The organism is Crystallibacter degradans (genome assembly GCF_012952295.1).
GTDB classification, from domain to species: Bacteria; Actinomycetota; Actinomycetes; order Actinomycetales; family Micrococcaceae; genus Crystallibacter; species Crystallibacter degradans.
The window spans coordinates 138021-159915 of record NZ_JABBCH010000003.1 but is presented as its reverse complement, the minus strand read 5'-3'; the positions used below and the strand labels follow the sequence as shown (position 1 = coordinate 159915).

The 21895-nt window shown below is 64.1% G+C and carries 27 protein-coding genes and 2 tRNA genes; 11 read left to right on the top strand and 18 right to left on the bottom strand.

The genetic code is table 11. The features are described 5' to 3' along the window. Window positions 1–25: 25 nt before the first annotated feature. Window positions 26–97: transfer RNA gene (locus HGO92_RS07420), tRNA-Thr, on the top strand. 58 nt (window positions 98–155) lie between these two features. Further along, window positions 156–232, top strand: a tRNA-Met gene (locus HGO92_RS07415). 132 nt (window positions 233–364) lie between these two features. On the opposite strand, the gene HGO92_RS07410 is transcribed toward HGO92_RS07415, so the two are convergent. Continuing rightward, window positions 365–853 (bottom strand): hypothetical protein, encoded by a 489-nt coding sequence (locus HGO92_RS07410; RefSeq protein WP_169993341.1) that lies wholly within the window; start codon window positions 851–853, stop codon window positions 365–367. A gap of 206 nt (window positions 854–1059) precedes the next feature. On the opposite strand from HGO92_RS07410, the gene HGO92_RS07405 reads away from it, so the two are divergent. The 6 genes from HGO92_RS07405 to HGO92_RS07380 all read left to right on the top strand — a co-directional run bounded on the left by HGO92_RS07405 (window position 1060) and on the right by HGO92_RS07380 (window position 4947). After that, complete coding sequence (locus tag HGO92_RS07405; RefSeq protein ID WP_169993339.1) at window positions 1060–1626, top strand: type 1 glutamine amidotransferase domain-containing protein; 567 nt, start codon at window positions 1060–1062, stop codon at window positions 1624–1626. Between the two features lie 131 nt (window positions 1627–1757). Continuing rightward, window positions 1758–2666 (top strand): DUF2797 domain-containing protein, encoded by a 909-nt coding sequence (locus HGO92_RS07400; RefSeq protein WP_169993337.1) that lies wholly within the window; start codon window positions 1758–1760, stop codon window positions 2664–2666. Between the two features lie 17 nt (window positions 2667–2683). Next, a complete protein-coding gene (locus tag HGO92_RS07395) occupies window positions 2684–2920 on the top strand; it encodes a hypothetical protein (RefSeq protein WP_169993335.1) in 237 nt (78 codons plus the stop codon). A 65-nt stretch (window positions 2921–2985) separates the two neighbouring features. Then, window positions 2986–3435 carry an FAS1-like dehydratase domain-containing protein gene (locus HGO92_RS07390; RefSeq protein WP_169993698.1) on the top strand — a complete coding sequence of 150 codons (450 nt, stop codon included), beginning with the start codon at window positions 2986–2988 and terminating at the stop codon, window positions 3433–3435. After that, window positions 3435–3860: a MaoC family dehydratase gene (locus tag HGO92_RS07385; protein ID WP_205834272.1), complete on the top strand. Its 426-nt coding sequence runs from the start codon at window positions 3435–3437 to the stop codon at window positions 3858–3860. Before HGO92_RS07390 ends, HGO92_RS07385 begins: the two co-directional genes overlap by 1 nt. A 7-nt stretch (window positions 3861–3867) precedes the next feature. Next, complete coding sequence (locus tag HGO92_RS07380) at window positions 3868–4947, top strand: UDP-N-acetylmuramate dehydrogenase (protein WP_169993331.1); 1080 nt, start codon at window positions 3868–3870, stop codon at window positions 4945–4947. A gap of 20 nt (window positions 4948–4967) precedes the next feature. On the opposite strand, the gene HGO92_RS07375 is transcribed toward HGO92_RS07380, so the two are convergent. The 12 genes from HGO92_RS07375 to HGO92_RS07320 all read right to left on the bottom strand — a co-directional run bounded on the left by HGO92_RS07375 (window position 4968) and on the right by HGO92_RS07320 (window position 14826). Beyond that, a complete protein-coding gene (locus HGO92_RS07375; protein ID WP_169993329.1) occupies window positions 4968–5123 on the bottom strand; it encodes a hypothetical protein in 156 nt (51 codons plus the stop codon). Window positions 5124–5129: 6 nt separating this feature from the next. Continuing rightward, window positions 5130–5399, bottom strand: coding sequence for a hypothetical protein (locus HGO92_RS07370; RefSeq protein WP_169993327.1), 270 nt, complete (start codon window positions 5397–5399; stop codon window positions 5130–5132). Further along, window positions 5396–5818, bottom strand: a complete 423-nt coding sequence (locus HGO92_RS07365; RefSeq protein ID WP_169993325.1) for a hypothetical protein — start codon at window positions 5816–5818, stop codon at window positions 5396–5398. The genes HGO92_RS07370 and HGO92_RS07365 overlap by 4 nt, the downstream gene beginning before the upstream one ends. Window positions 5819–6058: 240 nt before the next feature. Further along, a complete protein-coding gene (gene asd, locus HGO92_RS07360) occupies window positions 6059–7210 on the bottom strand; it encodes an aspartate-semialdehyde dehydrogenase (protein WP_169993323.1) in 1152 nt (383 codons plus the stop codon). A 102-nt stretch (window positions 7211–7312) separates the two neighbouring features. Continuing rightward, a complete protein-coding gene (locus HGO92_RS07355; protein WP_169993321.1) occupies window positions 7313–7621 on the bottom strand; it encodes a GNAT family N-acetyltransferase in 309 nt (102 codons plus the stop codon). Window positions 7622–7741: 120 nt separating this feature from the next. Next, on the bottom strand, window positions 7742–8323 hold the full coding sequence (locus HGO92_RS07350) for a dihydrofolate reductase (RefSeq protein WP_169993319.1): 582 nt from the start codon (window positions 8321–8323) through the stop codon (window positions 7742–7744). After that, window positions 8320–9081, bottom strand: a complete 762-nt coding sequence (locus HGO92_RS07345; RefSeq protein ID WP_240974499.1) for a thymidylate synthase — start codon at window positions 9079–9081, stop codon at window positions 8320–8322. The genes HGO92_RS07350 and HGO92_RS07345 overlap by 4 nt, the downstream gene beginning before the upstream one ends. Before the next feature lie 112 nt (window positions 9082–9193). Then, window positions 9194–9718: a ferritin gene (locus HGO92_RS07340; protein WP_169993316.1), complete on the bottom strand. Its 525-nt coding sequence runs from the start codon at window positions 9716–9718 to the stop codon at window positions 9194–9196. 116 nt (window positions 9719–9834) lie between these two features. Next, window positions 9835–10800, bottom strand: a complete 966-nt coding sequence (locus HGO92_RS07335) for an NUDIX hydrolase (RefSeq protein ID WP_346768886.1) — start codon at window positions 10798–10800, stop codon at window positions 9835–9837. Then, the gene (locus tag HGO92_RS07330) at window positions 10797–13022 is read right to left on the bottom strand and encodes an RNA degradosome polyphosphate kinase (protein WP_169993312.1); all 2226 of its coding nucleotides are present in this window, start codon (window positions 13020–13022) and stop codon (window positions 10797–10799) included. Before HGO92_RS07330 ends, HGO92_RS07335 begins: the two co-directional genes overlap by 4 nt. A 73-nt stretch (window positions 13023–13095) precedes the next feature. Further along, a complete protein-coding gene (mshD, locus tag HGO92_RS07325; RefSeq protein ID WP_169993310.1) occupies window positions 13096–14073 on the bottom strand; it encodes a mycothiol synthase in 978 nt (325 codons plus the stop codon). Between the two features lie 42 nt (window positions 14074–14115). After that, window positions 14116–14826 carry a winged helix-turn-helix transcriptional regulator gene (locus HGO92_RS07320; protein WP_169993309.1) on the bottom strand — a complete coding sequence of 237 codons (711 nt, stop codon included), beginning with the start codon at window positions 14824–14826 and terminating at the stop codon, window positions 14116–14118. Window positions 14827–14983: 157 nt separating this feature from the next. Between HGO92_RS07320 and HGO92_RS07315 the strand changes: the two genes are divergently transcribed. The 3 genes from HGO92_RS07315 (at window position 14984) to ygfZ (ending at window position 17716) form a co-directional block, all read left to right on the top strand. Next, window positions 14984–15736: a hypothetical protein gene (locus HGO92_RS07315; RefSeq protein ID WP_240974481.1), complete on the top strand. Its 753-nt coding sequence runs from the start codon at window positions 14984–14986 to the stop codon at window positions 15734–15736. A gap of 224 nt (window positions 15737–15960) precedes the next feature. Next, window positions 15961–16563 carry a nitrobindin family protein gene (locus HGO92_RS07310; protein ID WP_169993307.1) on the top strand — a complete coding sequence of 201 codons (603 nt, stop codon included), beginning with the start codon at window positions 15961–15963 and terminating at the stop codon, window positions 16561–16563. A 67-nt stretch (window positions 16564–16630) separates the two neighbouring features. Further along, window positions 16631–17716: a CAF17-like 4Fe-4S cluster assembly/insertion protein YgfZ gene (gene ygfZ, locus HGO92_RS07305; RefSeq protein WP_169993306.1), complete on the top strand. Its 1086-nt coding sequence runs from the start codon at window positions 16631–16633 to the stop codon at window positions 17714–17716. A gap of 27 nt (window positions 17717–17743) precedes the next feature. On the opposite strand, the gene HGO92_RS07300 is transcribed toward ygfZ, so the two are convergent. From HGO92_RS07300 to HGO92_RS07280, 5 genes are all read right to left on the bottom strand, one after another. After that, window positions 17744–18454: a GNAT family N-acetyltransferase gene (locus tag HGO92_RS07300; RefSeq protein ID WP_169993304.1), complete on the bottom strand. Its 711-nt coding sequence runs from the start codon at window positions 18452–18454 to the stop codon at window positions 17744–17746. Window positions 18455–18490: 36 nt separating this feature from the next. Further along, window positions 18491–19519 carry an ATP-dependent 6-phosphofructokinase gene (locus HGO92_RS07295; RefSeq protein ID WP_169993303.1) on the bottom strand — a complete coding sequence of 343 codons (1029 nt, stop codon included), beginning with the start codon at window positions 19517–19519 and terminating at the stop codon, window positions 18491–18493. A 262-nt stretch (window positions 19520–19781) separates the two neighbouring features. Then, window positions 19782–20039 carry a PspC domain-containing protein gene (locus tag HGO92_RS07290; protein WP_169993301.1) on the bottom strand — a complete coding sequence of 86 codons (258 nt, stop codon included), beginning with the start codon at window positions 20037–20039 and terminating at the stop codon, window positions 19782–19784. Between the two features lie 32 nt (window positions 20040–20071). Beyond that, a complete protein-coding gene (locus tag HGO92_RS07285) occupies window positions 20072–20311 on the bottom strand; it encodes a hypothetical protein (RefSeq protein ID WP_169993299.1) in 240 nt (79 codons plus the stop codon). After that, window positions 20308–21813: a PspC domain-containing protein gene (locus HGO92_RS07280; protein ID WP_169993297.1), complete on the bottom strand. Its 1506-nt coding sequence runs from the start codon at window positions 21811–21813 to the stop codon at window positions 20308–20310. Before HGO92_RS07280 ends, HGO92_RS07285 begins: the two co-directional genes overlap by 4 nt. Between the last annotated feature and the right edge of the window lie 82 nt (window positions 21814–21895).

Here is a 21895-nt window from a genome sequence, read left to right as displayed (position 1 = left end):
ACTGCTGGTAAAGTTTTTCTCCGTTGCCCCCCTAGCTCAGTGGTAGAGCGCGTTCTTGGTAAGAACGAGGTCACCGGATCGATTCCGGTGGGGGGCTCTGAATAGCGAAGCCCGCGTCTGTGTCGCAAAGACGCAGTGCGGGCGTTCCTATTCGTGGCGGTGTAGCTCAGCTGGTTAGAGCGCACGACTCATAATCGTGAGGTCCCCGGATCGAGTCCGGGCACCGCTACCAAAGAAGGCCCCTGGCTAGGAGTTAATTCTAGTAGGGGCCTTTTCTATTGCCCTTATCGGGCAACCGAACCAACGCCTTCCCCTCAACGCTTGGAACATGGCGGCAAGCACTTCTGCCAACTTGCTGCCGAGGCTACGGCGCGACCACGAAATCGACTTCGTAAGCGCACAGTGTTTCCTCTGCCGCGATCACAATCGCAGAATAGTCTCGGACCATGTCTTCTGTTGGTTCCGGGTCAACGGCACCCATGGAGTAGACGAGCCTCAGGCGCGCAGGGTCCTCGCCAGCATTGATTAGCCGGCACGTATAGGATGCGAGCTCCATGGCCTCCTGGTCGGTGCGTTGTTGCTCTACTCGCTTCTCCAAGCCCGATTCCAGAGTGGTTCTGTAGGCAGTGAGGAATAGTTCGTAGTCGCCCGGTTCGGAGCCCTGCCCGACAGGGGGATCGGGCGGGTCTGCTTCTGGCGTCGGCTCGGTCGAAGGGTCCGGTTCGGCCGACTCCGGTGTCGGTTCCGCTTGATGGGACGTCTCCGCAGCCGCTGGCGTGGACGTATCCTCGGCCGGTGCCGAACATCCCGCGACCAGTATCAACCCGGCTACTACGACAAAACCCTTCTTCATGGTCTCCCTTGCTGGCGCTCCTCAAAAGGCTACATGGTTGGGAGATTGAACTATTCACCGGCTCATGAAGTACCCAGGGGCAATCCTGGCGTCGCTGTCGAGCTTGGCCGGACCTCAATGATCAGCTTGCTTACTGAATCCTTCTGTGGCTAGCGTGGAGGGTACGGGGGCTGGCCCCGATCCGGCCCCTGGGAAGTGGAGGAATGATGTCTGAACAGAATATTTCCGGTAAGAAGGTAGCCTTCCTGCTCACGGACGGCGTAGAGCAAGTCGAGCTGACCAGCCCTTGGCAAGCGGTTAAGGATGCCGGCGGAGAGCCCGTCCTTGTCGCACCCAAATCCGGGACCGTGCAGGGGTTCAAGGGTACCGAGAAGGCCGACACCTTCCCGGTGGACGTGACCGCTCACCAGGCCCGCGTTGACGATTACGACGCGCTGGTCATTCCCGGCGGTGTCGTGAATGCGGACCATCTGCGCGCGGAAAAGTCCGCCGTCGACTTCACCCGTTCCTTCTTCGATAACCAGAAGCCTGTGGCCGTTATTTGCCATGGCCCCTGGGTTCTCATCGAGGCCGGAGTGACCGATGGCCGGAGGCTCACTTCGTATCACACCCTGGCCACGGACCTGAAGAATGCCGGAGCCAAGTGGGTTGACGAGGAGGTAGTGGTGGACCAGGGGCTGGTGACCAGCCGGAATCCTGATGATCTGCCCGCCTTCAACGCCAAGCTGGTGGAAGAAATCGCCGAAGGCAGGCACCGGGGCCAGACAACGTAGGGCTGTCCGTGTAGGGTCCAAGGACTTTCAACGCCCGACGGCGGACGGCTCGCGAGTGCGGCCGTCGTCGGGCTTTGCCATGGCGTGATGTCGGGGGTATGACGGGCGAGCCTGCGTCTTAGAGTAGTTACATGGAAGACACTTTCCTGTGCCACGGCATAATCTGGAACACGGCGGGGCCACGGCTGGCATTGGCAAGACCCGACGGCACGACTGCCGCTATGGATGTCGCCGAGGGGACTCGGCTCGGCTTCCGGGTTCTAGAAGCAGGAAGGTTCTGCCTGGGCAGCCACCGGGTCCAGGGACCGCAGGCCAGGCACCATGTGCCATGCCCCCTTCAAGCACCCGCCGAACGCGGCTACCAATGCATCAGCTGCTTTCTGAACGATGATTTGCGCTTCCTCCACGACGCCCACCGTAGCGGGTCGGCTCCGGACGGACTGCGCGCCTACCTCGCCCAGCCGCATTGGCTGTACGTGGCAACGTTCGCCTCCGGTACGAGCAAGGTAGGCACCTCCTCGGACCTGCGCAAGCGGCTCCGACTAGCCGAACAAGGAGCCGTGGCTGCCCGCTACGTGGCCAGAGCCGAGGACGGCAGAATTGTCCGCGTGCTGGAGGACATGGTTTCCCAGCAAACGGAATTGACCCAGGCCGTGCGCTCTGCAGCGAAACTGTCCGGTCTTCAGGCGCCGCGGAGCCCGGCCGAGCTGGACAGCATCAACGCCGACCACGCCCGCACTGTCCGGAATCTGCTGCCGGGAGTGGAGCTGGAAGGCTTTGCCGCCGTCGACCAGACGTGGGAACTGCCGGAACCCGGCAGGCGGGTGATCGGTTCGGACTCACGCACGGCTTATCCGCTGGAGCTGGCGGCCGGCACTCACGGACTGGTGCTGGAGGCTTTTCTGGGCAGCATTGCCTTGGTCCGGACCGGGGAGGCCGGGCCGGCATATCTGGCCGACCTGAACGGGCTCAAGGGCAGGCGGATCGAGCTGGGCGTCTATCAGTCACAGCTGCCCCCGGTGCAGGTTTCGTTGTTCTGAACCGCTAATCTTGAAGTATGAACCCCTGGGATATTGGCTCGCCGCTCTACCGCAAACTGGTCATCTCAGCCATGGTTCTTATCGGCGCCGGTATCCTGCTGTCCATTATCGCCGCCGGTGCCGGCCTTCAGCCCCTTGTATGGGCAGCGCTGGCCATTATTATCACCGGCCTGCTCACGCATCTGGCCGGACTGGTGGTGCGGGCGCGGGACGCCAGGGCCCGCCGGGCTGCCGCCCGGCCGCAGAAGAATTGATGCACCCCTGCACTAGGCTTTGAAGAGACTTTCTGCCCTTGAGAAGGAGATCCATGTCAGAACAGATCGGGGTCAACCCGCAGTTGGCCGGCCGCGTTTATCCGGCCGGGGAAGCCTACACTGTAGGCCGTGAGAAGATCCGGGAGTTTGCGCGGGCTGTTAAGGCAACGCATCCGGCCCACTTCGAGGTGGAAGCCGCAAAGGACCTGGGTTACCCGGACCTGATTGCGCCGCCCACATTCGCAATCATTGTTGCGCAACGGGCAGACGCACAACTGGTTGAAGATCCCGAGGCTGGCATCGATTTCTCCCGTGTTGTCCATGCCGACCAGCGGTTCGTCCACCACCGTCCCATCGTGGCAGGCGATCAGCTGGTAGCCGAACTGCACGTGGACCAGGTGCGGGCGATGGGCGGCGGAGCCATGATCACCACCCGCGCGGAGATCAGCACTGCTGATGGTGAGAAGACCGCCACTGCAACGTCTTCGATTCTGGTGAGAGGGGAAGGCCAGTGATGCCCACATTGAGCGATCTGTCCGTCGGACAGGAAATCGGTTCCACGACCATCGATATTTCCCGGGCTGATTTGGTGCGGTACGCCGGTGCCTCCGGTGACTTCAACCCGATTCACTGGAACGACCGTTTTGCCGAGCAGGTCGGACTACCCGGAGTGATCGCCCACGGCATGTTCACAATGGGGGCAGCTGTCCAGCTGGTTACAGATTGGGCAGACAACCCCGCGGCTGTCGTCGATTACCAAACCAGATTCACCAAACCGGTGGTTGTGGAGAACCTGGACACCGGCGGGGCCACTCTTGGGGTCACTGGAGTCATCGGAGCCATCGACGAGGCCAATTCGTCGGTCCGCGTGGATCTCACCGTAACGGCCGCCGGGCAGAAGGTCCTGGTCAAGGCGCAGGCCGTTGTCCGTGCCTGGTGAGGCTGCCATGAGGCTGGCGCCTCTTACTACGGTCGGAGTGGGCGGACCCGCCCGGCGCTACGTCGAAGCCACAACGGAGCGGGAGATCATCGACGGCGTCCGTGCCGCGGATGAGGCAGGCGAAGACCTGCTGATTATCGGCGGAGGGTCCAACCTCGTGATTGCGGATGAGGGGTATCCGGGAACGGTTCTGCGGATTGCCAGCACCGGCTACGACGTGGATGACGCCGATGCAACCTGCGGCGGCGTCATGGTCACCGCCCGGGCCGGGCAGCCGTGGGACGAGCTGGTGGAGGCCACCGTTCTGCACGCGTGGTCCGGGCTGGAGGCGCTGTCTGGAATCCCCGGTCTGACTGGAGCTACGCCGGTCCAGAACGTGGGAGCCTATGGCGCGGAAGTCTCGCAAACCATTGCGAGTGTGCGGACGTGGGACAGGGAAGCCAACGCGGTTAAGACGTTTGCCAACTCGGACCTCCGGTTCGGCTACCGTGACTCCGTCCTGAAGCAGACAACAACCAACGGGTCACCGCGCTTCGTGGTACTGACGGTCCAGTTCCAGCTGGAACCGAGCCGGATGAGCGCGCCCATCCGTTATGGTGAGCTGGCGCGTTCTCTTGGTGTTGAAGCCGGTGAACGGGCCAAGGCGAATGATGTACGCAGCGAGGTCCTGCGGCTGCGTGCCTCGAAGGGCATGGTCCTGGATCCGGCCGACCGGGATACGTACAGCACCGGTTCCTTCTTCACCAATCCAATCGTCGCTGCCGAAGTGGCCGACCAACTGCCTGAGACGTCACCGCGGTGGCCCGTGGGCGACCAGATGAAGCTCAGCGCCGCCTGGCTGATCGACAAGTCCGGCTTCGGCAAGGGCTTCGGACTTGAGGGCACCGCCAACGGCAGCGTGGATGGATATTCCGTCGCCGGAGGCAGGGCGTCGCTGTCCACGAAACACACCTTGGCCATCACGAACCGCGGGAGCGCTACTGCCGAGGATATCGTGGCTATTGCCCGTACGGTCAGGAATGGGGTCCAGGACAAGTTTGGAATCCGGCTCGTTCCCGAACCGCTGCTGATCGGCTGCGCTCTCTGACGCTGGCGTAAGACCGTGCATCACGGCTGTACCCGTAGTGCCTGGTCATGGGCGCTCCGGAAGTGCAGCAGATCCATCCGGTGGGCCCGGAAGTCCACCAGCCGTTCCCCGCAGATCCAGCGCACCAAACGGTCGCTGTGGCTGATCTGTACCTTGCGGTCTACCCCATGGTTCATCAGCCATTACGGGGCGAGGAATTCGGGCAGTGCCGCAAGCAGCTCGCCGGCATGCATCAGCCGCGCGAAAGCCGAACCATGCGTCTGGAACTGGCGTTCCAGCTCCAGCAGCTGGCGCTGCTCGGGCGCTACGTAGTCCTCGCCGCAGAGGTCCAGGAAGTGCCGGAGATGGATTTCGATCCTGTTGCACCGGTCTACGGTTACCGGCTTCTGGCTCAAGCTGTACCTGAGGAAGAACATCCTGAGCAACTTGTCGACGTTGGGGCTGCCAGTCATGATTCAGCCCTTGCTCTCCGGACTGCTCCCTCTACCTCCAGCAAGGCGCAGCTGTGCCAGAAGCGGTCAACGTAGCCGCTCTTGCACAGCCAGCCCATCAGACGAGCAGTCTGGCTGATTTGAATGCGGCGGTCCGTCGGGTTGCTGTTGAGCCATGGCGGATCAAGGAAGCCGGGCAGAGCGTAGATGACCTCTTCGGCATAGAACGACCGGCAGAAGGCATCGGAAGGATCCTTGTGCTGTTCCCTGCGGAAATAGGGGATTTGCTGTGTCTCCAGGATCCGGTGTCCGGCCTCTTCCAAATAGCGGTGCAGCTGTGCGTGGACCAGGAGGTAGCGTTCTGCGGTCGCCTCCTGTTTGCAGGCGCACGACTGAACCAGAAACTGGTGCAGCAGTTCGCCTGCTGTTGGCGTCTTCATCGAAATAGCCCCTCCCGGCGTGCGGATTCTGATATGCCTTCACGCTATGCCGGGGAATAAATGGGATCGAACAGGTATTCTAAGTATGTGGACCGAAGTGCTCACGGTCGGGCCTGTGGAGGTACGGTGCCGGCCGGTGGTCCAAAGCCGTGTGGGAATCGCCGTTAACGGCAGCAGTCCGCTTCCCGAAGGAAACGGACTGCTGTAGAGGTTGGAAGGGCGGCTGGGACGCCCAGCCGGTTAGAGGTTGCCGGTGGCGATCCGCAGCATGCGGCGCAGCGGTTCGGCCGCACCCCACAGCAGCTGGTCGCCGACAGTGAAGGCGCTGATGTATTCCGGCCCCATTTCAAGCTTCCGGATACGTCCGACCGGAATCTCCAGGGTGCCGCTGACGGCCACGGGGGTCAACTGCTCCATGGTGGCTTCCTTGGTGTTGGGAACCACCTTGGCCCATTCGTTGTCGGCGTCGATCAGTCGTTCGATTTCGTGCACGGGCAGATCTTCCCGGAGCTTTAGCGTCAGCGCCTGGGAGTGCGAGCGCATGGCGCCGATCCGGACGCAGAGCCCGTCGAACGGGATCCGGCTGCCTTCGGCAACGTCGAGGCCAAGAATCTTGTTGGTTTCCGCGCCGGCCTTCCACTCTTCCTTGGACTGGCCGTTGCCAAGATCCTTGTCGATCCACGGGATGACCGAACCGGCAAGCGGCACGCCGAACTGGGAGGCATCCAGTTCCGGGTTCCGCTGTTCGGCCAGCACCTTCCGGTCGATCTCCAGGATGGCGGAGGAAGGGTGCGCCAACTCATCGGACACTACGGAATTCAGGCTGCCGAACTGGTTGAGCAGTTCGCGCATGTGCCGTACACCGCCGCCGGACGCGGCCTGGTACGTCATGGAGGTGCCCCACTCGACGAGGCCGTTCCTGAACAGGCCGCCGAGGCCCATGAGCATGGCGGAGACGGTGCAGTTGCCGCCGATGTAGTTCTTGACGCCGCGGGCCAGGCCCGAGTCGATTACGTCGCGGTTGACCGGATCCAGCACGATGATGGAATCCTGGTCCATCCGCAGGGTAGAGGCCGCGTCAATCCAGAGACCGTCCCAGCCGGCGTCGCGCAGCTTGGGATAGACCTCGGCGGTGTAGTCCCCGCCCTGGGCGGTGACAATAATCGGCAGCTTGGCCAGCGTCTCGATATCGTAGGCATCCTGCAGGGTCCCGGCTCCCGCGGCGAACGCGGGGGCTTGGCCGCCGGCGTTGGACGTAGAGAAGAAGACAGGGTTGATCAGATCAAAATCGCCCTCGTCCTGCATACGCTGCATAAGGACTGAGCCGACCATTCCGCGCCAGCCGATAAGGCCGACTGATTGGACAGTGGAACTTGCTGCGGGAGAAGTCATACGCTCCATTTTAGGACAGTTTCCGGCCCGACCCCCAAATAGGTGACGTATACCACCATATTGTGGTCGGTCTGTACCTATTGTTCTGCGTGTCGTAGTAACTCAGCGCGCGTGTTCGACGACCAGATCCCCGTACTCCGGGAAACGCTCAAGATACGACTGGACATACGTGCACAGCGGAACCATGACCTGCCCTTTGGCTCGCATGTCCGTCAGGATCATCGTGACCAGGGCGCGGGCAAAGCCCCGGCGGCCGTATTTCTCGTCGATGATGGTGTGCTGCAGGGTGATGACGCCGTCGTCGTCTGTCTCGAAGCCTTCGAATCCGATGAACGTATCGCCGCAGTGGAGCTCATAGCGACCCCGGCTGGAGTCTTGGACCAGAGTGAGGTTCTCGTGTGAAACAGACATGCTTCCTCCTGCGCATTGGACCGGCGGCACTGTTGGCGCCCGTAGTCCGATCCTAGCCACATCGGCGGTCCGGCGGCAGGGCCAATGTACCTGCCACGGATCCTGCGGCCGGAGTGGTCCTCAGCGGGCCGGATCCACCTGCTGTGTCCACAACGCGATGCGGTACCGGGTGCCGTTGGAAGAGGTGAGCCAGCCCTCGGCCGGCTCCGCGGCGTCGAAAGTCCATCCTGCCCCCAGCTTTGGAGCGAAAGTGTCGCCATCCGTCTCCAGATCGATCACGGTAACGACGGCGGTGTTCGCCAAAGCGGTGGCGTTGCGGAAGATTTCGCCACCACCGATAATCCAGACCTCTTCGCTGCCGGGGCTGGCTGCGGCCTCGGCCAGTGCCTGCTCGAGGGACCCGACGGCGACCGCGCCGGAACTGGCCAGCTCTTCCCGCCGTTCCGGGTTGCCGCTAATGACAATATTGGTCCGGCCCGGCAGCGGGCGGAACTTCGCGGGGAAGGAGTCCCACGTCCTGCGGCCCATGATGACCGGATGGCCCTTCGTGGTCCGTTTGAAGTGGGCCAGGTCTTCGGGCAGGTGCCACGGCAAGTCGCCGTCCTTGCCGATCACGCCATTGGAGCTTTGCGCCCAGATCAGGCCCAGTACCGGTTCCTTCCGGTCTGCATGGGTGCCCGAGGGGGTATTGGCGGGGATCATACGGCCACCGGTGCCTTGATAGCGGGATGGTGCTGGTAGTTCAGCAGCTCGAAGTCTTCGAAGTTGTAATCGAAGATGTTCGCCGGCTTCCGCACGATGCGCAGCTGCGGGTAGGGATACGCTTCGCGGCCCAATTGCTCGGTCACTTGGTCCACGTGGTCGTCGTAGATGTGGACGTCGCCGCCGGTCCAGACAAACTCTCCGGGTTCCAACCCTGCCTGCTGGGCTAGCATCAGCGTCAGCAGTGCATAGGATGCGATATTGAACGGAACGCCCAGGAACATATCGGCGCTGCGCTGGTACAGCTGGCAGGACAGCTTGCCATCGGCCACATAGAACTGGAAGAACGCATGGCACGGAGGCAGTGCCATATTCTTGATCTCGGCCACGTTCCAGGCAGAAACGATGTGCCGGCGCGAGTCCGGGTTGTTCTTCAAACCCTCGACGAGGTCGGCGATCTGGTCGATATGCCCGCCGTCCGGCGTCGGCCAGGAGCGCCACTGCACACCGTAGATGGGGCCCAGCTCACCGTTCTCGTCCGCCCACTCGTTCCAGATTTTCACGCCGCGTTCCTGCAGCCACTTCGCGTTGCAATCACCGCGCAGGAACCAGAGCAACTCCAAGGCGACGGATTTGAAATGCACCCGCTTGGTGGTGATCAGCGGGAAACCTTCGGCCAGATCGAACCGGATCTGCCGGCCGAAAACGCTGCGCGTTCCGGTGCCGGTACGGTCCGATTTTTCGGTGCCGGAGGTCATGACCTCACGCAGCAAGTCTTCGTACGGGGTGGGAATGGCATTCACGCTGACCAGTCTAGACCAGGCGGTAGCTGGGTCGAGCCTGGTCAGCGGTGATGCCCAAGAGGTGTGCCTAGACGGAGCCGCCGGCAGCTTCCGGTGCGCCGTAGTCACGGCCCTCATCGCCCACGGATTCGCGGGCCAGGAAGTTCTCGATGTCGAACAGGTTGTCCGCACGCTCCGCGATGGCCAGCAGGGTAGACATCGAAGCGACCTCCTCGACCTGCTCCTTCAGGAACCACAGCATGAACTGCTCGCCCAAGGCATCGGTTTCGGCCCGGGCAGCTGCGAACAGCGCTTCGATCTGGGCCGTGACTTCCTTTTCCTGCTTCAGGGCCAAGCTGATCGGCTCCACCACATTGGCGAAATCATTGTGGACCTGGTTAATCGCCGGAATTGTCACCTTGAGGTCCCGGTCCAGCATGTAGCGAACCAGCATCATGGCGTGGTTGCGCTCCTCGAGCGACTGCCGGTAGAAGTGCTTGGCCAGCTGGGGCAGGTCTTCGTTATCAAACCAGACGGCGATGGCGATGTACTGCTGCGAGGCAGCGAATTCGTTGCCGACCTGGTCCGCGAGAAGTTCATTGAATGTGCTCATGCAAGCACTCTAGGACCCCAACTTGGGTCTTGGATAGGCAGGTTAGGCTAGCCAGATTTCCCGTGGCCGGACCTTACAACGGACTGACCGCTGGCCGCTCGCCGCACGGGGACGTGTCAGTCGTCGTAGGCGTCGAAGTGTTCCAAGGAGACGATTCTGTTCGGATTTTTGACGCTGATCTGGCAGACGAGCATCGCACCGGGCTTCAAATACGGGTCTCTCGTGGGCAACTGTTCTGCAAGCTCCTCAGGCAGCCGGTCACGCAGGACCTTGATGACCTGGGGCAGGACCGGCCGGTGGGTGCAGACTGCCGTGGACTTGCGTTTATCCAGCAGATACTCGATGGCCGACCGGGCCTTCTGCGGATTCCGGTGTGCACTGTGCTCGGTGATGGCCTCGACCGAACGGATCTTGCTTTTTTGGGAGTTGGCGTAGGGCGTGATGGTTTGCATGCAGCGCAGCCAGGGGCTGGAAACCACCCGTTTGGGCTGCCAGGACGCGAGCAGGCGGCAGACCGCCAGCGCCTGCCGCAGTCCGGTGGCAGCAAGCGGTCGTTCACCCTCAGCCCGGGTCCAGGACGACCGCGGCTTCGCTTTGGCGTGGCGGACGACGATGAAGGGGTAGGTCTCCAGGTCACCGTTCTCGTAGGCCTTGACCAGCGCAGCCAGCGGTTCCTTGTCCGAGGGGTTGCTCAGCAGCTCGGCTGCTTCCTCCGGGGTGCTCCAGCGGACTTGGTCCACTTCCTTGCCGTCCGGTTTGGGCGTCGCCTTGTCCATTTTGGCTGCCCAGTACAGCACTTCCTTCAGTCCCGAGGGTACCTGGTAGTGGATGGTGGGCAGGGGGATGCCAAGCTTCACACGCACGCCGACTTCTTCCTCAACCTCGCGGACAGCGCACTCGGGATTGGTTTCCCCGCTGTCCAGCTTGCCTTTGGGCCAAGACCAGTCCTTGTACTTCGGGCGATGGATGAGCAATAGCTCCAGGCGCCCCTGGCTGACACGCCAGCACAATGCGCCGGCCGCGGTGACGCTGATTTTGGCGTGGGCTTCGGTCAGGTCCGTTGTCTTCAATTCCGTGATCACCGGCGCGTCACTGCACGTTGGCGCGCGCGCGAAGCCAGCAGCCATGACTGCACGTCGCTGAGCGGGTTGCCCTCGGCATCCTTGTGGTGCCGGGTCCACCGGCCTTGATTGTCCAGATGCCAGCTTGCTGTGCCCGGGTCCATGTACCGATCCATCAGGGCCACCAGATCAGCGACGTCTTCACTCGAACTGAGCTGCACGAGCGCTTCCACCCGGCGGTCCAGGTTCCGGTGCATCATGTCCGCCGACCCGATGAACACCACCGGGTCGCCGCCGTTGGCGAAGGCGAACACGCGTGAGTGCTCCAGGAAACGTCCCAAAATGGAGCGCACCCGGATGTTGTCGCTCAGGCCGGGCACTCCGGGCCGGACGGCGCAGATGCCGCGGACGATGACGTCCACCTGCACGTCTGCCTGGGATGCGCGGTACAGGGCATCGATAATTGCTTCGTCAACCATCGAGTTGACCTTGATGACCACGCGGGCCCGCAAACCGGCCTTGCGGTTGGTGATTTCCTTCTCGATCCGGTCAATGAGACCGCTGCGCACCGACCGGGGTGCCACCAACAGCCGTTTGAACGTGGACTTGGGGGCGTAGCCGGAGAGCTGGTTGAACAGCTTGGACAGATCCTCGCCCACCTGGTCGCTGGAGGTCAGCAGGCCCAGGTCCTCGTAGTAGCGGGCGGTGCGGGGGTGGTAGTTGCCGGTGCCGATGTGGCTGTAGCGGCGCAGTCGGTCGCCTTCCTGGCGTACCACCAGCGAGAGCTTGCAATGCGTCTTGAGCCCGACGATGCCGTACACCACGTGCACACCTGACTGCTCAAGCTTGCGGGCCCAGTCGATGTTGGCCTGCTCGTCGAAGCGGGCCTTGATTTCCACCAGCGCCAGGACCTGCTTGCCGGCCTCCGCGGCGTCGATCAGCGCATCGACGATGGGGGAGTCGCCGGAGGTCCGGTAGAGAGTTTGCTTGATGGCCTGGACCTTGGGATCCGATGCAGCCTGTTCCAGGAAGGCCTGCACCGAGGTGGAGAAGGAGTCGTACGGATGGTGCAGCAAAATGTCCCGGCGGCGCATGGCCGCAAAGACGTTCGCTGCCTTGGACGTTTCGCTTTCGTTCAGGTGGCGGCTGGTATGCGCCAACTGCTTTGGATAGTGCAGGTCACTGCGGTCGATGTCGGAGATAACGCTCAGGCCCCGGAGGTCCAGCGGCGTCGGCAGTGCGTAGACCTCGGACTCCTCCACACCGAGCTCGCGCACCAGTAGTTCGCGAATGCTGGGGTTAATGTCCGTGGTGACTTCGAGCCTGACCGGGGGACCGAAACGGCGGCGCAACAGTTCCTTCTCCAGCGCCTGGAGCAGGTTTTCGGCGTCGTCCTCTTCCACTTCGAGGTCTTCGTTGCGGGTCACCCGGAAGCTGTGGTGTTCCAGGATCTCCATGCCCTGGAACAGCAGGTCCAGGTGCTGGGCGATGACGTCTTCGAGCGGAATGAAACGGGCTGTCCGCCCGGGTATCGAGCCGGCACGGGGGCCGTCCAGCGAGATCATGCGCGGCAGCTGGTCGGGAACCTTGACGCGGGCAAAGAGCTCCTTGTCGCTGACCGGGTTCCGGACCACCACGGCCAGGTTCAGGGACAGACCTGAAATGTAGGGGAACGGATGGGCCGGGTCCACCGCCAGCGGGGTCAGGATCGGGAACACCTTTTCCCGGAACATCTTCGTCAGCCAATCCCGCTCGCCATCGGTGAGCTCTTCCCACCGGACCATGTAAATGTGCTCGTAAGCCAGCTCCGGCCGGATAATCTCCGCGAAGATACGGGCATGGCGCACCTGCAGCTTGTGGGCCTCCACCATGATCTGTTCCAGCTGCTCGATAGGGCTGAGCCCGGCAGCGGACGGTACCGCCAGGCCGGCAGCGATGCGCCGCTTCAAACCAGCGACGCGGACCATGAAGAACTCGTCCAGATTTGAGGCGAAAATGGAGAGGAAGTTCACTCTCTCCAGCAGGAACAGGTCCGGATCCTCGGCCAGTTCGAGCACCCGGGCGTTGAAGTCCAGCCAGCTTATTTCGCGGTCCAGGAACCGGTCGTCCAGGCTGAAGTTGCCGTCGGGCAGGAGCGAGGGCGCGAATTCCGGGATGTCGATGCGGTCCTGCGTGGCGCGGGCCGGTGCCACTTCCGAGGATCCGAGCCGTACCGGGGCCGGGGTTACCGATTCAGTGGCCATGGCGTCTCCTGTGCTGTTGCTGGGGGAGCCCACATTGTTATGGGGCAGCAGTACCTACAAGATTAACCGCTTTTCAGCTGCCCTCGGTCCCGGCCGGTCCGTACATGACATCGGTATCCCAGCGGGTGAAGCCGAGTTTGCGGTAGAGCGCGACCGCAGCCTTGTTGTCCGCGTCCACGTACAGCATGATCGCCTGCTGCCCCTGTTCGTGCAGATGCTTCATGCCGGCAATGGTCAGGGCCTTGCCCAGCCCTGTGCCCTGTGCCTCGGGGGTGACTCCGACGACGTACACCTCGCCGATGGACGGATGCGTGCCCGTGCGCGGATGCACCTTGGTCCAGTGGAAGCCCAGCAGGGCGCCGTCGTTGTTCCGCACCGCGAGCAGGAAACCCGTGGGATCAAACCAGTCTTCCGCCATCCGTGCCTGCAGGTCCGCGAGGGTTGCGGACCCCTGCTCCGGGTGGTGCGCAAAGGCCGCGGCGTTGGCCGCCAGCCAGGCCTGCTCATCCTGGCCGGGAACGAAGGCGCGGATGGAAACCCCGTCCGGAAGCACGACGTCGGGCAGCTGCGGCACGTGCGTCAACCGCATGCGCCATAGCTCGCGTACCGGGGCGAAACCGAACCGGCCGGCCAGTTTCGCGGCTCCCTCGTGGTCGCCGTGGGACCAGGCCTTCAGGGCAGGCAGTTCCGTGTGTTCCTGCAGGGCGGTGACCAGCCCGGTGCCTACGCCCTGGTTGCGGTACGTCGGATGCACCACCAGTTCCAGGACCCCGTTGGATTCGCCGTGCGCCGGCAGATTAACGACGGCGACGCCGGCCAGCGATGTGGCGGTGGACGGATCGGAGCGTTCCTCGCCGGCATAGGAGGCGAGCACCAGCAGATTGTCGGGGTCCACGGATTTCAGATTGACCCAGGTCTGTTCCGACAGCGGCGGGTTGCCGTCCGCCTCCGCGGCTGCGTCGGTCAGTGCGCGGATGTCGCCGAGCACCTCCGGATCCGGCGAGCCCTTAATGCTCAACACGGGCCATTCAGCAGAAGTCTGTGCACTCATGCCTTCAGCGTAACCCGCGTGCCGTGGCTGCGGGAGGAACCTTTACGCGGATTGCTCCAGGTCCGCGGCGTTGGGCTCCGGGCTGCGCGCCAGCGTGAACCGGTAGCCCACGTTGCGAACGGTCCCGATGAGCTGTTCATGGTCCGATCCGAGCTTGGCCCGCAGCCGCCGCACATGGACATCCACGGTGCGGGTGCCGCCGTAATAGTCATATCCCCAGACCTCATGGAGCAACTGGTCGCGGGTGAAGACCCGGCCCGGGTGCTGGGCCAGGTATTTTAGCAGCTCGAACTCTTTGTAGGTCAGGTTCAGCGGCGTCCCGCCCACGCGGGCCGTGTAGCTGGCCTCATCAATAACGACGCCGGAGGCATGGATTTCGCTGTTGGCCTCCTCGTCGTGCTGGTTGGCCCGGGCGATGGCCAGGCGCAGCCGTGCCTCCACTTCGGCCGGACCCGCGCTGTCGAGCAGGACATCGTCCGCGAGCCAGTTTGCCGAGACGGCTGCCATGCCGCCTTCGGTCAGGATCAGCATCAGGGGCGCGGTCAGGCCGGTGGCCTTGAGCAGCTGGGTCAAGGACCGGGCGCCCACCAGGTCCTTACGGGCGTCAATCATCACCACATCGGAGGGATCGGTCTCCAGCAGCGCGGTCGGTTCCGCGGGGAGGACATGCACCTTGTGGTTCAGCAGCTCAAGGGCAGGGAGGACGCCAACGGAAGGGCCCGGGGCGTTGGTCAAGAGCAGAATGTGCGGCATGTTTTCCTCCAGGGATCATTTAGGCGCACATCATCGGGCGAACGCCCGGCAGATACCTGCCTGAGACCGTGGGAGCTGCCGGACGGTTGCGCATAAGTATAACGCCGCGGTGGTCCGCGTCACCGTGTTCTCGCACTCATTCTTGAGATAAGGCAGGATGACAAGGGTGAGAATCTGGATGGTGGCGGTCGCTTCAGCCGCAGTGTTGTGTGCCCTGGTGGGTGCCTCCTATTGGTCGCAGACGGCTGTTGTCGTGGTGGCCTGCGTGGGAGTCCTGCTCGTTGGCATCGGCTGGCCGCAACTGCTCGGCGTGCCCGCCAAGAAGACGCTGGCAACCGTTATCTCGCTGGGCGGTATTGCCGCTGTCCTGCTCTCCGCCGTTGCGCCCACCGGGATGTCGATGGCGTGGTCGGTGGTGGTGGTCGCGCTGGGCGTGATGGCCGTCTTCCTGGTCCAGTTGGTCCGCGGGACGGGACAGCCCCACCGGCTTGAATCCACCTTCGGCGCGAGTACGGGCCTGGTCCTGGCGACCCTCGGCGCGGGCTGGGTGGCGGCGGAGCGCCTGGCCGCCAACTCCGCGAATTCGGGCATGATGCTCATCACCGGCGTGAGCATGCTGGTGGCCATCGGCGTGTGTGTGCTGCCCTGGCCCGACCGGCTTGTGGCGCCGCTCGGCGTCGTCCTCGCAACGCTGGCAGCGCCGCTCGGCGCCGCGCTGAGTTCGAGCATTTCGCTCCTGCCGGCCGCGGTGGTGGGTGCGCTCGGCGGCACGGTCATTGTCTGCTTCCGCCGGCTGGTCCTCGCCGACGGCGGGCCGCGCAAAATCCCGGCCATCCTCGCCATCGGGTCGGCCCCGATCATGGCCTCGGGAGCGCTGGTGTACTTCCTCGAAAAGCTGCTGCTCCGCTGATCCACGCCCCGCTGCCACGGGTTGACCGAGGTCACACGGCGCGGTGCGTAATGCGGCGGCACCACCGGCAGCCGCCGGTTAGTATGGAGGCATGTCGCATCTAGCACTTGAGATTTTCTTCATTAGCCTGCTCGTTGTCGCCGGTCTGTCCATGGCCTGGTTCGCCGGTTTGGTGGTCTGGCGCCTCTTCAAGGGCCAGAAGTAAAAGGTTTCCCCTCCAAGCCATGGCCATGGAAATACCTACTGACCTGACACCGGAAATCGTTCCGCTGTCCTGGCTTCTGGGTACCTGGGAGGGCTCGGGGCGGCTTGGCGCCGGTGACGAGGGATCGGAACATTTCTTCCAATCGGCCACGTTCAAGCACAATGGCTTGCCGTTCCTGCAGTACACCGCGGAAAGCTGGCTCACGGACGAGGACGGGACCAAGCTGCGTCCGCTGACCGTGGAAACAGGCTTCTGGGCGTTGGAACGCAAACTTAACGACGCCGACGTCGGACCGGGCCTGATCCCGGCCGATATTGTCCCCGCGCTGAAGTCAGCGGACGAGGTCGAAGAACTCCGCAACGGCAACGGCGGCTTTGATATCACGGCCACCATCGTCCACCCTGGCGGCATTTCGGAGTTGTATTACGGCCAGATCAAGGGTCCGCAGATCCAGCTGGCCACGGACATGGTCATGCGCGGTTCCCAGTCCAAGGAATACAACGCCGCTACCCGGATCTTCGGCCTGGTCAACGGGGACCTGTTCTGGCGCTGGGACGTCGCCGCCGCCCAGGGCAAAGAGCTCGAAGCCCATGCCTCGGCGATCCTCAAAAAGGTCTCCTGACTATCCCTCGTCCCGCCGGCACCGACGCCGCGGGGAATACCGCAGCCGTTAGGACGTTGACGCTGGTATGACTTATCAAAGCCCTTTGTTGTCCCGTCCCGGCGCCGTCGAGGCCACCGGCCCCGATGCCGGCGTTGCCGCCCACTACGGGGACCCAATGCGCGAGCAGCGGCTGCTCGCGCGCGGCGAGGCCCTTGCCGATCTGTCCCACCGCGGTGTTGTCACCGTTACCGGACCCGACCGCCTGAGCTGGCTCAATACCTTGTCCTCCCAGCTGTTGCTCGGGCTCAAGCCGGGGGAGTCCAGCGAAGCCCTGCTGCTGACCGTCCAGGGCCGGATCGAATACGACGCCCGCGTGGTCGACGACGGCGAAACAACGTGGCTCATCGGCGAGGCCTTCGAAGCCGAAGGCCTCGCCGAGTGGCTGAACAAAATGAAATTCATGCTCCGCGTGGAGATCGCGGACGTCTCGGCACAGTGGGCTGTTGTCGGGGCCGCGAAAGCTGTAGCAGGTTTTGAGGACCGGCTTGTGTGGCGGGACCCGTGGCCGGAGATCGGCGCGGGCGGCTACGCCTACACAAGGATCGAAGAGCCGCAGCACCCGGGCCTGGACCGGACCTGGTTCGAATACCTGGTCCCCGCAGCGGAACTCGAAGCGGCAGTTGACGGCAAGGAACTGGCAGGCACCTTGGCCGTGGAAGCCCTGCGCATTGCCGCGTGGCGGCCGCGTTTCGGGACCGAGACCGACGAAAAGACCATCCCGCACGAACTGGACCTGATGCGCACCGCGGTGCATATGGACAAGGGCTGCTACAAGGGCCAGGAGACCATTGCCCGGGTCCACAACCTGGGCCACCCCCCGCGCCGCCTCGTGTTCCTGCAACTGGACGGTACGCAGCACACCCTCCCCGCCGCCGGCAGCGAAGTCCGGCTCGCGGACCGCAAGGTCGGGACGGTAACGTCCGCGGCCCTCCACTATGAGATGGGCCCGGTGGCGCTGGCAGTCATTAAGCGCTCCGTTGACCCGGAAACACAGCTGCTGGTGGCAGATGAGGACACGCTGTACGACGCCGCGCAGGAGGTCATCGTGGCTCCGGACGCCGGCTCGGTAGTTGGCCGGCCCAAGGGATTGTTGCGCGGCGGACCCCGCTGACCCGGTACCTGCAGGCAGGACCGGGATTTATCCCTGGCCGCCTGCCTGCAGGTAGGCAGAGGTCTGCGTGCCGGATTCGACAAAGCCCAGCGCCAGCGCCGTGGCCCGCGAGGCCTGGTTGGTTTCGTGGCAGCGCCACTGCGGGATCAGTCCAGCCGTGAGAGCCTCGTGGCCGGCAACGGCCCCGATCAACGTTCCGATACCGCGCTGGCGGTATCTTGGTGCGGTCAGCACACCAATATGCCCCAGGATCTGCTGCCACTCCTTGTAGCCGGAACCGGCTATCGGCTCGGTTCCGTTGACCAGGACAAAGGACTTGTCCATCGCGGCCAAGGCCACCTCGTGGATGTCATCCGGCGGGCACAACGCCTCCAGCCGTGAGGCGTCCTGAACGGCCGTCGAAACCATGACGTCCTCGTCCGGCTGGACCATCGGGAGGTCATCGGCGAAGTACAGCTGGGACTTGCCCAGACCGTGGCCGCCTTGGCCTTTGGTCAGCTGAAGCAGCGTCTGGTACTCGGCCAGCTCGGCGTCGGAATGGCCTGCCGCGGCCTCAACAGCCCATCCCGGACCGACCAGCGCCGACCGGCCGAACAGCCGCACAAAGGTGAGGGTGTCGGCGTCGTTATCTATCCGGGTCAACCGGCCCGACGGCGAAGCGAAGGCGGAATCCTCAAAACCGAGCATCCGTGCCCAGGCCAGCATCACAATATCCGCGGTGCCCGAGTCCAGTTTCATAGTTGCCGCCCTGCATCGACGCAGTTCCACACTGGCTCAGCCAAAGAGGACTGCCGCCTCGTCGTAGCGGTGCTGCGGCACTGTTTTGAGGTTACCCAGCGCCTCTTCGAACGGAACAACGACGACGTTGGTACCGTGCAGGGAAACCATGGTTCCCCAGCGCTTGTCCGAGACGGCGTCGACTGCAACCATGCCGAGCCGGGTGGCCAGGACGCGGTCATAGGCGGAGGGGACGCCGCCGCGCTGGATGTGCCCCAAGGTCGCGGCCCGGGTTTCGATTCCGGTCAGCGCCTCGATTTCCGGCGCGAGGTGTTCACCGATGCCCCCCAGCCGGGGACGGCCGGAAGCATCAGTGCCGCGTTCGGCCCACGGCTCGGCGTCGCCTTCCGGAACCCAGCCTTCGGCCACCACTACCAAGGGGGCGCGGCCGCGGTCGTGAGCCTCGCGGACCCACTCGGCGACCTGGGCCGTGGTCACCTTCTGCTCCGGGATGAGGATGGCATGGGCGCCGGAAGCCATGCCGGCGTGCAGGGCAATCCAACCGACGTGGCGCCCCATGACCTCGGCGATCATGCACCGGTGGTGCGATTCGCCGGTGGTGCGCAGCCGGTCGATGGCTTCGGTGGCGATCTGGACGGCCGTGTCGAAACCGAACGAGTAGTCCGTGGCGTCAAGGTCGTTGTCGATGGTCTTCGGGACACCGATGATCGGCAAGCCCGCGTCCGTCAGCTCGCGGGCGCCGGCCAGCGTTCCTTCGCCGCCGATGGCGATGAGTGCATCCACGCCGAGCCGGTCCAGCGTGGCCGCGATCTTCTCCGGTCCGCCGTTGGGCCCGTCGTAGGGATTGGTGCGGGAGGTGCCCAGAATGGTTCCGCCCTGTTTGGAAATGCCGCGCACCCGATGGCGGGGCAGCTCGATAAAGTCGCCCTCGACCACACCCCGCCAGCCGTCGAGGAAGCCGACGAACTCATGGTCGTAGGACTTGATGCCCTTGAGCACAGCGCCGCGGATCACCGCGTTCAGGCCGGGGCAGTCGCCGCCGCTGGTCATGATGCCGATTTTCACTCAGGTCCAACTTTCGTCGCGGGAATTGCCGAATCGTCTCCAGAGCGCACCGTCGGGCTCCCTTCGATTCTAGGCAACTCCACCGGCGAGGGCACCCCTGACGCTGCATACGCCTGCCGCAGAGCCCAAAAAAACGCCGCATGGGAACAGCTGAAGGTCCCCGCGCGGATCTCGCGGGGACCTTCAGCCGGCCGTAGTGCGGCAGGAGCTGACGGCAAAAGCCAGCGGCAATGCCGGCGGCAGCAGCCGGCGATGGGTGCGCTCAGCGGCGGCGGGTGCCCTTGCTCTGAAGCAGCCTCTCCAGCGCGATGCTGCCGTCGTATTTGGGCAGCAGCAGCCAGGCCACCAGATAGGCGGCGACGCCGATGCCGGGAAAGAGGAAGAGCAACAGGGTAGCGATGCGGACCACTGTGGCGTCCCAGCCGAACTTTTCGGCAATGCCGCCGCAGACGCCGCCTACCCAGCGGTTGGGGCCGCGGCGGACCGGGATGGAACGGAGGGTTTTATAAAGGGTGTCCATGGGTTCAATGCTTTCGTGTTTGGGACTGATTGTCACTTGTCGTCGGCGTCGGCCGTATTGTCCTTGTTGCGCAGCATGCTCCAGATGCCCCCGGCCACCAGCGCGATGCCGGAGCTGATCAGCAGGGCAATCAGGACGTGGCCGACATTGAAGCTGATATCCCAGAGCACGCTGAGCAGGACCAGCAGGCCCACTGCTATCGCGATCAGGCCCCAGACAATGGTGCCCGTGCTCGGGCCGGTGATGCCGCCGTCGTTGGATTCAGTGCTCATTGCGAGCCTTCCCTTCCCTGCGCTTCAACAATGTTCACATCGCTGGCTGCGCCCTTGATCCGCAGAATGATGTCCGGCCCGGAGCCGTCGTCGTTGATGATGAAGGACCCCGGCTGCCACATGCCCGCGGTCTGCCGGCTTTGGCCGCCCGCCTCGTATTCAACGTTGCCCATGGCCATGGCGGCCTGGACTTCTACCGGAACGTTCTCGGGCACAATCACCGTCACGGAAGCGGCAGCCGCGTTCACCGGCACGACCACGGGGCCGCCGAAGGTACTGGCGGTGACACCCGTCAGATCCACCGTTCCGTTGCCGGCCACAATGCTGTAGCCCTCGCTGGCCGGTGCGCCCGATTCGGCGGTCCAGGTGGTGTTCGTACCGAGGGCATAGTTGGCGGTCTGCCACTGCACGCCGGCGGCAAAGACCAGCGAGAGAACGACGCCGACGGCTGCCAGGAATCCGAGGATGCCGGAGGTGCGGCCGCGGATGCCCAGAACCACGATGCCCAGGCCGATGCACAACAGTGCGGCTGCTGTGGCCACGGGCAGCCAGGCGCCGCCCAAGGCAATGTAGCCCAGTTGGTTCAGGGCCAGCAGGATGCCACCCGCCAGCAGCGCTGCTCCCAGCGTGAGGGCGATATCGGCACCGGAGGGACCGCGGCGCCGAGGGTTCGGCGGGACCGGAGGACGAACCGGCCGGGGGGTGTAAGCGGGCCACTGCTGTTCCGTTGCCGGCTGGGATCCCATGTGGGATCCCGTGGTGTAGGGGTCTTCGCTGGCAGCAGCGGTGTGCTGCCGGTCAAGCGGACCCAGCGGGATGGTCGGATCCTGGTCCCGTCCCGCCGCGCGAGGAGGGCCATAGGCGGCACCGGCAGCCGGGCCATAAGCCGGCGGAACCGGAGCTCCGGGAGTGCCAGGGGCAGCGAAGCCCTGCGGCGCAGGTCCGTACGGACCGTAAGCCGGCGGCGGTGTGCTGCGGTTACGGGTAGCGAGCCAGTAGATGAAATAGACAATGGCACCTAGCCAGATCACCGCCCAGAGGAAGCCGCCGAAGTCCCAGCCCTCGGAGAAGAAGCCGAAGGGCCATGCGAACAGGCCGAGGACGGTGACGATCAGTGCTCCGGTCATGCCTGAGGTCCAGCGGCCCCGGCCGGCTTCTTCGGCATGGATCCTGCCATCCGGTTCCGGCAGCAGCGCCCACGCGAGGCCGTACAGCAGCACGCCGATGCCGCCAAAAATGAACAGCAGCACGAAGATGCCCCGGACCAGAATCGGGTCGAGCCCGATCCGGTGGGCGATGCCGGAGGCCACGCCACCGATCCAGCGGTCCTGTCCGCGGGGCGTGCCCAGGCGGCGGAACCAGTCGAAGAAGCTGTTGCTGCCGGACGGCTGTGGGGGCAGGTAAGGAGGAGGCGTCGGTGAATCCGTACCGCGGGCGTCCTCGTCGCCGGGAAGGTCGGCAGAGCCTTCCGGGCGGGACGGTTCAGAGGGGTGTGAGGTCATAGTTCGATCATTCCAAGCCGCGCCGGTTGATTCTATGGGGGGCTACCCTGAAGCTTCCCTGACCGATGGCTGAGGGGCCCTG